This window comes from Flagellimonas sp. B-3, assembly GCF_056857835.1.
In genome coordinates this window covers 249921-265261 of the sequence record NZ_JBSXNW010000022.1, presented here as the reverse complement: position 1 = coordinate 265261, position 15341 = coordinate 249921, and the positions used below count along the sequence as shown (strand labels likewise).

At 45.4% G+C, this 15341-nt stretch carries 8 protein-coding genes; 1 reads left to right on the top strand and 7 read right to left on the bottom strand.

Annotated features, from left to right (window positions below; translation table 11 throughout):
* Nucleotides 1-63 precede the first annotated feature (63 nt).
* Nucleotides 64-801 carry an NUDIX hydrolase gene (locus AC13CS_RS11170; RefSeq protein WP_014031935.1) on the top strand — a complete coding sequence of 246 codons (738 nt, stop codon included), beginning with the start codon at nt 64-66 and terminating at the stop codon, nt 799-801.
* A 21-nt stretch (nt 802-822) separates the two neighbouring features.
* Here the strand turns inward: AC13CS_RS11170 and AC13CS_RS11165 are convergent, their stop codons facing one another.
* The 7 genes from AC13CS_RS11165 to AC13CS_RS11135 all read right to left on the bottom strand — a co-directional run bounded on the left by AC13CS_RS11165 (nt 823) and on the right by AC13CS_RS11135 (nt 15334).
* Nucleotides 823-2973: a family 43 glycosylhydrolase gene (locus AC13CS_RS11165; RefSeq protein WP_293167500.1), complete on the bottom strand. Its 2151-nt coding sequence runs from the start codon at nt 2971-2973 to the stop codon at nt 823-825.
* Between the two features lie 30 nt (nt 2974-3003).
* On the bottom strand, nt 3004-5706 hold the full coding sequence (locus tag AC13CS_RS11160) for a DUF5695 domain-containing protein (protein WP_293167502.1): 2703 nt from the start codon (nt 5704-5706) through the stop codon (nt 3004-3006).
* A 74-nt stretch (nt 5707-5780) separates the two neighbouring features.
* Nucleotides 5781-7478 carry a DUF885 family protein gene (locus AC13CS_RS11155; protein WP_293167504.1) on the bottom strand — a complete coding sequence of 566 codons (1698 nt, stop codon included), beginning with the start codon at nt 7476-7478 and terminating at the stop codon, nt 5781-5783.
* 83 nt (nt 7479-7561) lie between these two features.
* Nucleotides 7562-10609: a beta-L-arabinofuranosidase domain-containing protein gene (locus tag AC13CS_RS11150; protein ID WP_293167506.1), complete on the bottom strand. Its 3048-nt coding sequence runs from the start codon at nt 10607-10609 to the stop codon at nt 7562-7564.
* A gap of 58 nt (nt 10610-10667) precedes the next feature.
* Complete coding sequence (locus tag AC13CS_RS11145; RefSeq protein ID WP_293167508.1) at nt 10668-12920, bottom strand: S9 family peptidase; 2253 nt, start codon at nt 12918-12920, stop codon at nt 10668-10670.
* 147 nt (nt 12921-13067) lie between these two features.
* Nucleotides 13068-14312: an FAD-dependent oxidoreductase gene (locus tag AC13CS_RS11140; RefSeq protein ID WP_293167510.1), complete on the bottom strand. Its 1245-nt coding sequence runs from the start codon at nt 14310-14312 to the stop codon at nt 13068-13070.
* 14 nt (nt 14313-14326) lie between these two features.
* Nucleotides 14327-15334, bottom strand: coding sequence for a 4-hydroxyproline epimerase (locus AC13CS_RS11135; RefSeq protein ID WP_293167512.1), 1008 nt, complete (start codon nt 15332-15334; stop codon nt 14327-14329).
* Nucleotides 15335-15341 lie beyond the last annotated feature (7 nt).

Here is a 15341-nt window from a genome sequence, read left to right as displayed (position 1 = left end):
TTTTGGGGCCATTTCAGTACTGGATATTTGTCAAAAAAAGTTAGTTTTAAGAATTTAGAGCCCATGGAAATACCCAAAGAAGCGAAATTGACCAAGGATATCAACACACAACTCAATTTCTATCAAAAAGAAGACCAAGTACTTTTGGCCGTGGACTGCATTATTTTTGGTTTCGACAAAACCAACCTGAAAATTTTGCTGATCAAACGAAATTTTGAACCTGAAAAGGGAAAATGGTCCCTAATCGGTGGGTTCTTGAAAAAAAATGAAAATCTCGACCAAGCTGCGATACGGGTGCTGAACACCCTCACCGGATTGAGCGATATTTACATGGAACAGCTCTACACCTACAGTAAAGTGGATCGAGACCCTGGGCAACGCACCATATCGGTGGCATATTTTGCTCTGATCGATGTGGATTCCCACCAGTTTGACGGGATTCAAATCGATTCTGCCCGTTGGTTCGACCTTGATGAAGCTCCCGAACTGATTTTTGACCATAATGAAATGATCCGGAAGGCCATTTCAAGATTACAGCGTAGGGCCATGACCATGCCCATCGGTTTTGAACTGCTCCCTGAAAAGTTCACCATGCGCCAACTTCAAAACCTGTACGAATCCATTTTGGACAAAAAACTGGATAAGCGCAACTTCATCAACAAGATCAATTCTTTGGACGTACTGGTAAAATTGGACGAAAAGGACATGACCGTCTCACGCAAGGGTGCCTATCTGTATGTTTTTGACAAAGAGAAGTACGAGAAAAAGGTCGAGGAAGACGGGTTCAGTTTCAAACTGTGACCATTGTCAAAAGCTGTTCTGTTACTTTTTACCGTCTGACGGTTTTGTTGCCTCCATCAATTTTTTGATTTCACTTTCGGTCAGCGCATAATCATACATCTGCATGGATGCCACATAGCCCGAATAGTTCTCGCCCACATCCGAGGCACCTATCCTTATTTTGGCAGCATCGATTTGTGAGGCAAGGGTCATGACTTGGGAATTGTCCAATTTCCCATCCACATATATTTTTTCCACTACTCCATCAAACGTCAGCACTATATGGTGCCATTCATTGGGCAAGGGAAGATTGTTGTATTTCATATCAAAATGGTCATCCAAATGTGCGGCTGCCCCATAATGTCCACTGTTAAAATGCAAAGCATTGTACGAATTGGCCAGATTGAACCTGAACCTATCGCACCAAGACACCAAGCACTCGTCTTCTTTAGCTATTTGAGGGTTTTTGACCCATGTGGCCACGGTAAAAGAACCGTTCCATTCCAGACTTTTTGGAACCGGTCTGTCCAAAACAAGTGCCCCCTTGGTGAAGTTGAATGCCCTTGTCCCTTCCGCATCTTCTTCAATGGTCACTTCGCCTTCTTTCTCAAAATTTCCCCCGATGTTTCCACTATTGGGCAGACTGGCAAGGTCATGTTGGATAGGTAAATCATTTGCATCAATAGCTACCAATTTCCTATTCAAACTTTTTGCTCCAGGGCCTTTTCTTGATGGTTTGCTTTGCAAATTCAATGGCGTTTCAAACAAGGAACCGAACACCTTCATGTTCCAGACCGCTGCGTACAGACCTGTTTTTTCTACATCAAGCACCCTAAGTTTTAAATAGCGGGCCTTGACATCCTTGTCATCAATCATGGGACTACCGGAAACCTTGTTATTGGAACGATCTGCATAAAGTTTCCAGTTTTCACCATCGGTGGAATATTCCAGTTTATATTGGTAGTAATATCCTGCAAACTCAAATTGGGTCATCACTCTTTTTACATTGGTCACTTTTCCCAAATCCAAGGTCAAATACTGCGGAAATGAGTTGTCCCCAGCTTTCCACATCGTCGCGTTATGGTCGTCAGTAGCGAATGATGGTTTGTACTGATAATCGTATTGCAGCGATTGTAAATGATAAAAGGAAGATGCTGTTGCCTTGGCCCCAAGTGCCAAGTTCTTCGGAGCATTGGATTTTACCAAATGCTGAAGACCCATGCTTCCAGGAACCACTTTCCTTATAGTGGAATCGTTTTCAAAGACCATTTCATCCACAGTAACTTGACGCGAGAGGCCTCCCCTGGTCATGGGGTAATCGTGCTTATGATAAACGATATAGTAGCGTCCATCTTCTTCCAAAACCGAATGATGTCCGGGCCCGTGAACGGTTCCTTCCTCATTGGTGCCAAGAATTGGATTGTTGGCACCTGGGGTAAAGGGTCCGTAGGGGTTGTTGGAATAGGAATATCTAACGTTGTAGGTTTCATCATGGCAGGAGCCACCGGAATACATCAAAATGTATTTGCCCCCTTTCTTCATCATATAGGCGGCTTCAAAAGGTTTTTGGGTCTCCTCCAAAGGAATGTTCTTTGCGTTGCTGACCTTTGACATGTTTCCACTGTCCAATTCGCCTACGGCATATCCGCCATTGTAGTGCACCCAAGTGCCCCAAAAGGCATAAATTCGTCCATCATCATTCTTAAAGAATTGGGCATCAAGGGATGGAAATCCTTTTCTGGGATAGTTGTGGGCGATTACCGGGGTATCATCCTTGTTCAATTTTTCCCAAGGGCCAACAGGGATGTCGGACACATATCCATAGATATTGCACCCCGCCTGACAATTGCCGAAATAAAGGTAATATCTGCCATCATTCCCTTCAATGATATCCGGCGCCCAGAAATTCCTAAGGTTGACGGATTCCAGCGAGGGAACTTCCATGGTATAGTTGTACCAATGCTCAAAATCCTTGCTATACCAAACCGTAGGAACCCCGGAGGCCAACATTTCGTTGTCGGTCGTGGCATAGATGTAGTAGATATCCCCAAACTTTTTGATGGTAGGGTCGGCAAAATATCCGGGAAGAATCGGGTTGATATCTTCCATGGAAAGTGGTCCCATACGTTGCTGACCGGAAATGGTCCCCCATGCCAAAATCAACAACAATATGTTCAGCACCCTACTCTTCATTCAATTCCCCGGATTTGATTTCTTTGGTTTTTATAGTTTGACCTCGATTTCTTTTTTGCCCAGTTCAATTTGGTATGCCCCCCTTACATTCTTGTATGGAAGTTCAACATCGCTTCCATCCACACGTAAATAAGCAAAAGGAGTATGCTCTGTTTTTCCATTCAAGGTCAAGGTCACTTCACCAGTACTTTCATTGTAGGTCACTTTTTTAAACGAGCCTGCATCCAAATTGACCCAAAGTTTTTTGGGCGCAATGAAAACCTTGGACTTTGCAGCCGTAGTCAATTCCATTTCCACCTCATCCCCTTTTTGGGACAGATTACCGCCAAAGGCCAACCATCCCATATCCTCATCCTTGACAAGGTAGGAGGACGTGTTCACGGCATAGCCATAGAAACCAGAACCATAATCCCCGGAAATGCCATCAATTTTAAGGGTTGATGGGTATGAATGGAACGCTGCCGGGCCAAACCCGTCTTGGGTAATGTTGGAAATTCCGCCCAAAAGTCCTCCGTAACCCACTTTCAACAAATACAGATCATCAGGTTTCTTTCGGAAGTGGCTCAATACGGGAATGGCATTCAACGATGATCCATAATGATGGATCTGTCGTTCGACACGCGATGTTTCCCCCGCCTTTCCTCCATACAAAAAGTCCCAATACCTCCTGGCATTGCCGTTATAGCCCCAATGCGGCATAGTGGGCATATAGGCCAAAATGGCATTCAGGGTAACCATCGCCTTTCGGTCATATCCGAAGTAATCTGACCACATATATACTTCCTCCTGCCCAGTGGAATCCCAGGGCATCTCACTGCCAAAGGGATAATCCAAGGCTTTCCAGTGGTCCGCCCTTTCCTTCATCCGTTTTTCCAGATCGGTGGCCATTTCCGTCAGCCCTTCGTTTTTCAGATCTTCCAAAATGAAGAGGAACACCGAACCTTCCATCTGCCCAAACTGGGCATAGTAGGGGGCTTTCTCCACCATGGCCACACTGGTGTGGTAGGCATTTTCCAAATACCAATCCCAAGGACGGTTGTCCACCAGTCCCTCCTGATAACGGGACAAACGGTACATTGTCCAATAGGCCGCTGCGACATGCGGATAATTGTACGATCTTCCCGGATCATTGGCATGCTTATGGTCCCATGCCGCCCAAGTATTGTAATTGATCTTATCACTATAAGTTCCTTTCGGCAAAGAGTCGGGTTCGTAATAGAAAACACTTTTCTTCACCCCATACTTTAGGGGCCCCTCATTGTACTGGATGCCTCCCCAAAGGGTTTCATCGACAAAGGCTTGTAATTTTTGAATCTCTCCTTTGTCGGGCTGCACCAACTGCTTCATCACGGCGGCCAACCAACTTCCAGCCCCGCCTTCGTCACTTAATCCACTGATCCAGACCCTTCCATCCTGTACCACCTGTTCTTTCTTTTCATAATCATAACTGATGGCCGATGGATTACGTCCAAAAGGGTCGTTGGGATCATCGAACCACTGTTCCGTGGTCAAAAAATGTCCGAAATCCTTGATGACCTCTGTTTCCGGTTTGATGGTTTTGTAATTGATGGTCTGCTCCACGCCATCAGCGTAGGTTATGGTAAGCCTTGCCCTGCCCCATTTTTTACCTTGGACACGATATTTTTTCTTTCCTGATGGGGTCTTGCCATCCTCTTTGATTTCCAAGGAACCTTTAGGTTCAATCTCCAAAGAAGCCACTTCACTTTTGTAATCAATGAACAACTGGCCCTCCACATCTTGGGGCAATACATAACCGGGCACCCCGACCGCTAAGGGATGCTCTTCCTTGACCAAGGTTTCCTGAATATTTTTGATTCCTTCGGAAAGGACAAATTTCAAGGAAAAGCTTTTTGTTTCCTTGGGCTGTAGGGTGAGCGATGTAGGCTCGTTCCACTGCTCCACACCTGTCCATTCTTTTTCTGCGTAGGCCTTACTGTGGACCATCCACTCGTGAAAACCTTCAAAAACGATACTCTTGGGCGTGGGGTCGTCCAATAAAGGTCTGTACGCCTCAAAGGCCATGTTCTCTTTGGGCAACACCAATAGTGCCGGGCCTCTTCCGCTCAATCTTTTCACTTCCAGATAGCCCGCATCTTTTCCAATGTAAGGATCAAAAAACACGTTTTGGGCATGGGTCTCGGTCAATGATTTCCCTTCAAGGATGTTATTGAAAATCATGGGAACGCCCAACGCCCCAATTTCCACGGGGACATTTTGTTTGTTGGTGATTTCAAAGCGCATCACCAATTGATCGTTGTCCAATTCATAATATCGTTTCACCGAAACCGGAATGTCACCGGGCAAGGTGTTGGCCAAATCGGCACCAGCAAGGATATTTCCACTGACCTCCAAAGGTTTTACGGCTGCACGGCTGGTGGCCGTGGAATAATTTTTCCAGATACCTTTGGCATCCTTTATCCGAAGGTTGATGTCGCCAAGGTGATAGAGACTGTCCTTATCCCTGATTTCGAGCCGTTCCCCGGGGGTAAAATCAAAGTAAGGCTCGCTGTTTGGATTAAGTGTAGCAACCGTTTGCGAGGCCCGCACCAATTTCAATTGAAAATCGGGGGTACTGAATTTTTGATAAACATCGGCAATGCCCAAGGTCGATTCTCTTTTTTCAACCCTGCTCCAATAGGTTTCTTGTGCTTTTAGGGTTGATATGGTGGCAAAACAAAATGCCGAGACCATCCAATACTTTATATGCTTCATTTTAGTGCTAGTTTGGTTTTTGGGTGAAGTGTCTATTGATACCTCCCTCCATCTTTAAAATAATCTGTAGGTTCTTATTGGAACGCTGTGGAGAACTTCCACTTGGTTTTATAGTTTTTGTTGAGCGGCAGGTCTTGCAAAAGACTGCGAAGGAGCTCCACTGGCATTCTTCCTTCTTGCATCACCCGATCGTGAAATTGTTTTTCTGTCCAACCCTTTTCCAACATTTCGTTTCGGAGCGCGTAAAATTGGAGGCCACCCATCATATAGGCCAATTGGTAGAGCGGTGGATAATTGGTCGTGAACGAACGCCGCACCTCTGCTTCGGCATTGGCATACTCGTGACCCACTTCATCCACCAAAAGGTCGATACACTCCTGTGGGGTCATTTCGCCCAAGTGGAATTTGAGCGAGAAAATGATCCGTGCACACCTGTGAATCCTCCAGAACAGCATTCCAAGTTTTTGCTCGGGTGTTTGCGGGAAATCCTTGTTCCATAGGTTAATTTCCCAATAGAGGGCCCATCCCTCTGTCCAAAAAGGGGTGGAAAAAGCCCTTCGGTAACTCTTATGACGGCTGGTCATGAAGTATTGTAGATTGTGTCCGGGCAACAATTCGTGCTGCACCGTGGGGAACGAGAAATTGGGATTGTTTCCGCGCATGCTCATCAACTTGTCGTCATGGTCCATTTCCATGGTCGGATAGGAAATGATGATGTCCCTTCCGCCCAAAAAGAACGGATTGACCTTCTGTCTTTCGGGGCTCATCATTTTCATGCCCCAGGTTTCCTTGGCCAAATCCGGCAAGGTGATCAAATCTCTTTCTTCAATAAACTCAACGGAATGTGAATACAGGTCCATGATGGCCTGTGGTTGCTCCCCGGCCGGAACGTAGGTGTTCTTCACGTGTTCCAAAGCCTTTTTCCAGTCATCGCCGTAGCCCAATTCACGGGATGCCTTTATCATTTCATTTTTGCACCACTCAAATTGTTCTTCGGCAGTTTTTATAAGTTCGGCCGGCGTGTAGGGAATGAATGCCATGGCAAGGCTTTCATTCAACGCGTCCTCACCAATTGGTTTACCTATAATGCCACTGCCATCGTCCTTGACACTGTTCTGTGCATAGTTGTTTTTAAGGAAATCCGCATAAGCGGTCAACTTTTCGTTCAGTTTTTTATAGGGTTCTTCCACCCACCAAGTAAAATCGGGGTCGTAGCCGTAATAAAAGTTATATGCTTCTTCCAATCCCCTTTGCAATGAAAGTACAATCGTCGAAGCTTTGTCCGCAGTTTGCCAGTCCTTAAATGGCTTTGATTTCCATGATTCCATTTCAGAATCAATGGTTTTGGTGGCATTTTGAAATAGCTGTGCCAAATTTTTGGCATCTGGTTTTTTGCCCCTGCGTCGTTCTTGGATGAACTGAAAGATGTCCTTGGCAAAATGGCCTACTTCATCAACTTCCTTGAAGGCATTGTAATCTTGGTTCAAAAAATACTCCCCTTTGGTCACCAAGTTCTTCAGAAGAACATAATCCACCTTCCCCTGTTGGGATAAAGAACCAAAGTCTATACTGGCCATTTTCTTTTCCCAGTCGGAATAGAATTTGGAAAAGCGCTGATAGTACTCTTCGGATTCGTCAACGATGTAGGTTCGGTCCAAGGCCCAATTGTCGGCTTCGAACTCCGTGACAAGGTCGGCCAATTGGCTGGTCTGCGCTGTTGCGAAAGAGCCAACCATGACCGCTGCAATGATTCCTATTTTTTTAAAACCCATATTGTTCATGTTTAGTTTTTGTCCGTTTCTACCTAAAGGTAGCGATTGGTTTTCATTGTATTGGTTTCATTGATAAAATGGACCTATTTCAAGGTGACATCCAAATAGACCGAATGACGCCCGTAGGTTTCATAAAACGGCTTATAAACCACACCGTCAATGATAAATTCAAGTGCCTTGGGGTCACCTTTTATCGTTTTTCCTATATCCTTGGCATCCAAAGTCACTTTACGCCATTCATTTCGCGGTTCAGTTTCTTGGGCCACCAACAAAATGGGGCCATAAAAAAGACTTGCTATGTTTTGTTGGTCCATCACTGGGTCCAAATGGAACTGGAACGGCATTTTTATCTCGATCTTATCACCATCTTTCCACTTGCGGCTCAGGGTAATGTAGGTTCCTGGTTTCGCCTCGACTTTTTCTTCCTTACCGTTCACTTTCACATAGAAACCTTTGGTCGCCCACTGTGGCACCCGGATATTGAGATCAAATTTTCCTTTGCCCTTGATGGTCAATTGGGTATTGTCCGCTTTTGGGAAAGCGGTTTTTTGCTCAACAGTGATATTCTTCTCGGTCCATTCCAAGGTTGATGGAACGAAGAGATTAACAAAAAGTGCACTGTTGTCCCTGCTTCTGAAATAGATGGAATTCTGGAGCTTGGTGCTACTCTCCAAAGCGGTACCGTTGCAACAGGTAAATCCGGTCATGTCCGAGTTGCCGAACCGTTTTACGGAACCCGGTCTCAAGGGCACGTGATAGGTATTGGCCGGGCTGTCCTCGGCCACGGAGGCAAGGATGTGGTTATACAGTCCACGTTCATAATAATCCATCAACTCTGTCCTTTGGTCAAAAAGAAACAGATTTTTGGTCAATTTCAGCATATTGTATGTGGCGCAGGTTTCATTTTGCCCCCCGGATGAAAACCCATTTTCGTACAATGAGGCCGGTTGGGCGATAAAACATTCGGCGTTCGTGGGGTTTCTTGCCCCGGCAACCCCGCCAATGCTGTACATATAATCATTTTTGGCTTTGTACCAGAAATTGTCGGCCACTTGGTAATATTCAGGGGATTCCGAATCGCGATATATTTCCAACGCCCCCACAATTTGGGGAATGTGCTGATTGGCATGCAATCCACGGAAGGAGTCCACATTTCTGGCCAATCCATGTGAATGTTCTGCATCGCCAAAAAACATTTTGATATTATCGAACAATTGGGCCACTTTGAGGTAACGGGGTTCATCGGTGATTCTATCTAAACGGGCCATGGCCTCGTTCATACCCCCAAACTCACCTGCAATATAAGTGTTCCACATGCTAATCAATGTATCGGTAGGTAGCTGGCTCAATCGGGCATATACCCAATCGCCCATTCCTTTGGCAATCTCAAGTGCTTTTTCATTTCCACTGGCTTCGTAAATGTCCATTAGTCCGGCCAAAATCTTGTGCAAGGTGTAATAGGGCGCCCAAATTTGCGTAGGTTGTGTTCCGTAGGTCGCTCCTTTTTCCAACATAATAAATTGGTCTGGCGGATAGGCGCTTATAAATCCTTCGCCCCAATTCCAATAATCAGTTCGGATACCGTTTTCGCTCAGATCAGAATCATAGGTTGATTTACCCGGACCTGGAGGAACCGCCGTTGGGTCTGCTTCGTATTCTCCACCTGTATTTACCGGCTTCCCTGACATTTGTGATAGCTTGTACAACACATCCACCATGTAATCCATTTTATCGGCAAAGTTGGCCTGTAGTTCTTTATCGTAACCCGTACTGGCATAGGCTTGGGCTATTGCCGTAAGGTAATGTCCTGTAGCATGCCCCCGTAATTTGGTTTCTTGACTGTCCCATACGCCCAAGGGTTTTGCTCCCTCTGGCTGTTTCTGACCAAAGGCATTTCGGAACATATAGAGAAAGGAATCCGGGTTGGTTTGGGCCAATGTGTTTATGAACTTATCACGATTTTCAATGAACTTTGTTGGTTGGCCATGGGCATCTGCATCCAGCAATACCTGATCCAATCCAAAAACGTCCAGTTTAAGGCTGGGTGTATCCGATTCTTTACCTGCTTTTACCGTAACTCTGGCCTTTGGTTGAAAATCCGTACCGGAAACCTGACCTGTGACCACATAATTTCCAGGTTTTGAAACTTCGGAATTATCTGTTGGGGATGGCCACAACACTCTCACTTTTGGGCCTTCGACTCCATTGCGATATGTGCCTTGGACGAAACGGGGCAATCTTGGTAAAAAACCTACTTCGGTTTCTACATCAACATCAGTAACACCTACCAAATATTCATTGTACAATTGTGGAGTATTTGGAGTGAATTTTGGAAGATCATCTTCTGGTTTCTCTCGTTTCACTATTTCGTCACCCTTCAGGGCTATGTAGTGTATCCTTGTTACCTGCTTTTGGCTCAATGGAATCCGATACAATCTAAAATCGTGAATTTTGGCATTGAGGTAAGGATTTCCTGATGTAATTGACCTACCTATATAAAGTAGATTTTCGTGCGTGAACAATTGCCCCAACTCCATATCCATATTTTCAACTTTGGCCACTTGCTTTCCATTGATGAAAGTGCTCATGGTTTTTGATGGAATATCGAGAACCACAGCAAGATGTACCCATTCGTCAGTTTCTATTTTTGAATCTGGTGAAAATGCTTCGTATGCTTTCTTGTCGTCTTTGATGATGACGGACTGAAATGCTTCATTTTCCCCAATGCCCGATGGTGCCACAAAAAGATGCGTCCTGTCATCCTTGCCGAAATCAAAAAGTCGTTGTCCGGGTTCCAAGGATTTAAAATTGACCCAAGCAGTGATGCTCAGGGATTCTTCCCCTTCCAAGGACTCACCGGGGATTGAAACATAAGATTCGCCATCCCCTGGCAAAACAAGTACCTTACCGAACTTTTCATCCTCGGCAAAACTGGCATTGGGGCCGTGAATCCTTCCATGCAAATTGTTTCGTGACCAATCCTTGGCATCGCCGTCAAAAATGTACCGGGCAATCATTGCGGTCTCACCAATTCCGTCCAAAATCTGATTGCCGCTCTGCGCTTGTACAAAACTTGTACACCAAGCGGAAAAAAACAATATCGTACCAACGAACAACTTACGTAACTTCATAATAAATCTTTTCTCCAATATTTATACTAACCTTTGGTTCTATGTGTTTTCAATTTTTCTATTCGTAGATTTCTTCCCAAGAAGGGGGATCAACACCCATCAAGTGTTTCACAAAAAAATCCTTGCGTTTCCGTTCCCCAAATTCCCCACCGGAAGAATGTCCCATTCCGGGAATGGTGATCAACTCAAAATCTTTGTTGGCTTTGATCAAGGCATTGGCAAACTGCATGGTGCTGGCCGGATCTACGTTGTCGTCCACCTCGCCCAAAATGAGCATGAGGTTACCGCCCATTTGGGCTGCATTTTCCACATTGGAACTGGCTGCGTAATGGGGGCCAATGGGATAGCCCATGAACTGTTCGTTCCACCAGATCTTGTCCATCCTGTTGTCGTGGCACCCACATGAGGAGACCGCTACATCATAAAAATCCGAATTGAACACCAAGGCTGCCGCCGCGTTCTGTCCACCAGCAGACGTTCCGAAAATTCCAACCCTTTCAGCGTCCATATAGGGATACTTTTTGGCCGCTTCCTTGATCCATATCTTCCGATCGGGAAAACCACCATCTTTTAAATTCTGCCAACATACGTCATGAAAAGCCTTGGAACGGTTGGAAGTGCCCATCCCATCTATCTGAACCACAATGAAACCCAATTCGGCCAAGGAGGACATGGACCAGTTGTAGGCCCTGAAATCCTTGGGCACAAAGGAACTGTGGGGTCCGGCGTAAATATATTCAATGACCGGATAGGTCTTGTTAGGGTCGAAAGAAGTCGGCCGAATGATAATGCCCCAGATATCGGTAACGCCGTCCCGGCCCTTTGCCGTAAACACTTCGGGGGCGATCCATCCTTCTTTCAGCAAAGCGGAATGGTCGGCCTTTTGCAACTGCATAATGGTCTTACCGTTTTTTGATGATTTCAAAAGCGTGATAGGTGGTGCATCCACCCGTGAATATTGATCGACATAATAGGCGTAATCGTTGGAAAATGTGACCTCGTGGTTGCCATTTTCTTTGGTGAACCGGGTGAGGTTCTTTCCGTCAAAACCAACCTTGAAGTAATGCAGAAAATAGGGATCTTGATCCTTGTCCAGTCCGCTTGCCGTGAAATACACTTCCCTGTTCTTTTCATCCACATGGATGACCTTGCGCACTACCCAATCACCTTTGGTGAGCTGCTTTTTCACCTGTCCGGTCGCCCCGTCATAAAGATATATGTGGTTCCAGCCGTCCCGCTCGGAAGTCCATATAATTTCCTTGCCGTCGGCCACATCGTATCGGTATTTTTTACTGCTGTAGTCAATGAATGTGTCACTGGTCTCGCTTACCAATACCTTCACGTTTCCAGTGATGGCATTTACCTCGATCACTTTGTACGCTTGGTGCCCCCGTTGGTTATATTCGAAGGTAAATGCGCGGCTGTCCTCCCTCCAATCCATATTGTTCAGTCCAAATTGATGGTTGAATTCGTCCGTTGGAATCGGGATATGTTTTTGAGCATCTACCAAAAACAGTTGTGGGCTTTTGAAGGGAAGTTCATCCCCTGGCTTCAAATAATCCCTGGATTGCAACTTGGGCTGAAATTGGTCCTCTGGGCTGGATTCCACAAAGTAAATTTTACGGTCGTCACCAGGGCGCACCTTGTAGGCCATGATTTTTTTGCCGTCGGGGGACCATTTGATATAAGTGGAATAGAAAAACCCGGGAGCGCCATCATAGCTCAACTGGGTTTCCTGTTTGGTCTTGTTGTCCTTAATGTATACGTTGTTGTTTTTGATGAATGCGGTCATAGTGGAATCCGGGGAAACCACGGGCGGATTGTTTTTCTCATCAAACCTGCTGCCCCAATAGCCTCTGTTCCTGCTTCTATCCTCCACATTCGCTTCAATTACCGTCAGTTTATTGGCATTGGGACGATAGGAAACCCTTGCCTTGTCAAAAATGAATTTCAACTCGCTCAAATCCGTATCAAACTCCAGTTCACTAATCTCTATGTTCTTCGGATCTACATCCTGATCAAATTCTTTGGAAAGCAATTTGGCCAAGACCTCATGATCAAAACATTTTGCTTGCGTTTTCTTGATGGCATCCACCCATAAATATTCTTTCCCCTCAGCAGTATTGTTAACATACCATAACAGGTTGTTTTCAAGCCAATGAAAAGTTGAGGGCGAGTTGATGACCTTGTCCCGGAACAGGGAATCCAACGCTATCGCCTTTTTATATTCCGCTAAAGTTCCTTGGGCAAATGATGTGCCTACTGTTATAAGTATAAAAAATACACTTATTTTTTTGACAAAAGATTCCATAGTTTAAATAAGTCTAAAACTAGAGATAATCTCCCGTTGTACGCCAATCCAAATTATCATATACTTATACTATATTACCCTTAACACCACTTTAAGCACAAAAAGATGCAAGTTTATAGTAATGTAGTCTGGATATTGCGGATTTGGTTATTTGAACCTGTCCGGTGAAAGTGATGCAAGGTTTACCATGGTTTTTGCCTTGGCTATTTCTTGTGCCACCAACTTTCCGGTTACAGGTCCCAAGCTCCACCCCATCATGGCGTGACCTGCAGCAATGGTCAGGTTATGGTACTTGGAAGTTTTGCCAATGTAGGGCAACCCATCTGGGGACACAGGCCTGAGCCCGGATGTTGCCTTGTTCAATTCGTCTGCCTGTATTTCAACATCCCGATAGTGGGTCTTAACAGCCTTGGCCAAGGCCTCGACCCGTTCCTTTTGGATGGTGTCGTTGTTGCCTGAGAATTCCATGGTGCCTGCGAAACGGGTAAAACCGTTCATTGGGGTCACCGCCATTCGGGCGTCCACCAAAATGGTCGGCAAAGTAATACCTGTGGGTCTGTTCACATCCATACTGTATCCTTTTCCTCCTTGGATGGGAATATCCAAACCAATGGATGAAACTAGTTTTGAAGTCCAGCTTCCACTGGCCAGTACAAATTCATCGGCCTTAAAAACGGTATCCTTGGTCTTCAAGGAGACTATTTTTTCCTCTTTAACGGTAAACCCTTCAACCTTTTGGTTGAACTTAAACTCCACACCTTGGGACAGTAGCCAATTCTTTAGTTGTTGCATAAAATGGTTGGGGGTCATGTGGGCATCACACTGGTAGTGCACCGCTCCCTTTACCTTATTGGAAAAAACGGGCTGGATTTCTTGCAGCTTTTCCTTGGAAAGTATGGACGCCTCCAGCCCTTCTCTTATGGCCTGTTCGGCTACTTCACGTTCTTCATGTTCGGCTTTGTCCGAACAATAGGCCATCAGCACCCCTTTTCTTTCATAATGAAAATCAAAATCGTGGGAAGCCAAAAGCTCTTCGTACAGATCTCTGCTCTTTAGGTTGAGTTCCTTGAGCACGGGCATTGCTTTTTTGACCATGGAGGTGGTCGCCGATTTTTTAAAAAGCAGGGCCCATTTAAAGAATTCCATATCCCATCTGGGCTTTATATACAAAGGACTGGAACTGTTGAGCATCCATTTAAGGCCTTGGGTAATGATTCCCGGTGTGGCCAATGGAATAAAATGGCTCGGTGTGATGTATCCAGCATTGATAAATGAGGCCCCGCTGGTCATATCGGTTTGGTCCAACACAGTCACTCCATATCCTTCATGTACTAAATAATAGGCACTAAAAAGCCCGGAGATTCCTCCCCCTACAACAATCACTTTCTTCATTTTGGAACATTGGTTTATAATACCTGGAACCCATGGGCGTATGGGTCGTCATCGTCTATAATGATGTTGTTATAGCCCGTTATCTGTGCCCATCCTTGAATACTGGGTACAATAGCCTTTTTGCCAGCCAATGTGGTTTCCTTCTCAATCCTTCCAACAAATTTGCTTCCAATAAAGCTTTCATGAATAAAAGGTTCACTTGATTTCAATTTTCCTTTGACGTACAATTGCGCCATTCGGGCCGAGGTTCCCGTACCACATGGGGAACGGTCTATGGCCTTGTCCCCATAAAAAACGGCATTTCTTCCTGAAGATGTTGGGTCGATGGGATCTCCTGTCCAGAGCATGTGGCTGACATCCCTGATGGTGCTATTTTCGGGGTGGATGAACATATCTGGGTATTTCTCATTGATTCGTTTCCGGACTACTTGGGAATAATGAATAATCTGTCCTGCCGTAAAATCTTGCACACCTTTGAAGTTTTCTTGGGGGTCCACGATGGCATAATAGTTTCCGCCGTAAGCCACATCAAAAGTAATTTCACCCAGTTCAGGACACTCAATGGTCAAGTTTTCGGCGGCCAAATAGGATTTCACATTGACCAAACGGACCCAATCCACTTTCTTTCCAGTCTGCTGGTATTCAATTTCCACCAGTCCCGCAGGAGCTTCCATCTTGATTTTTCCGGGTATTTTGGGAACGATCAATCCCTCTTCAATGGCCACGGTAATGGTTCCGATGGTCCCGTGTCCGCACATGGGTAAACAACCAGAGGTCTCGATAAAGAGAATGGCAAAATCATTTTCGGGTTCATGAGGTGGGAGCAAAATGCTCCCACTCATCATATCATGTCCCCGAGGCTCAAACATTAACCCTTTTCTAATCCAGTCAAATTCCTTAAGGAAATGCTGTCTTTTTTCACTCATGTTGCCCCCCACCAAATTGGGGCCGCCCCCTGCCACAACCCTTACCGGATTCCCGCAGGTATGTGCATCAACACAAAAAAAAGTTTTTCTTGCCACTCGCTGT

Bases quoted from the DNA above. Each gene is read 5' to 3' on its own strand.
- AC13CS_RS11170 (WP_014031935.1), top strand. From the start codon at position 64: ATGGAAATACCCAAAGAAGCGAAATTGACCAAGGATATCAACACACAA.
- AC13CS_RS11165 (WP_293167500.1), bottom strand. From the start codon at position 2,973: ATGAAGAGTAGGGTGCTGAACATATTGTTGTTGATTTTGGCATGGGGG.
- AC13CS_RS11160 (WP_293167502.1), bottom strand. From the start codon at position 5,706: ATGAAGCATATAAAGTATTGGATGGTCTCGGCATTTTGTTTTGCCACC.
- AC13CS_RS11155 (WP_293167504.1), bottom strand. From the start codon at position 7,478: ATGGGTTTTAAAAAAATAGGAATCATTGCAGCGGTCATGGTTGGCTCT.
- AC13CS_RS11150 (WP_293167506.1), bottom strand. From the start codon at position 10,609: ATGAAGTTACGTAAGTTGTTCGTTGGTACGATATTGTTTTTTTCCGCT.
- AC13CS_RS11145 (WP_293167508.1), bottom strand. From the start codon at position 12,920: ATGGAATCTTTTGTCAAAAAAATAAGTGTATTTTTTATACTTATAACA.
- AC13CS_RS11140 (WP_293167510.1), bottom strand. From the start codon at position 14,312: ATGAAGAAAGTGATTGTTGTAGGGGGAGGAATCTCCGGGCTTTTTAGT.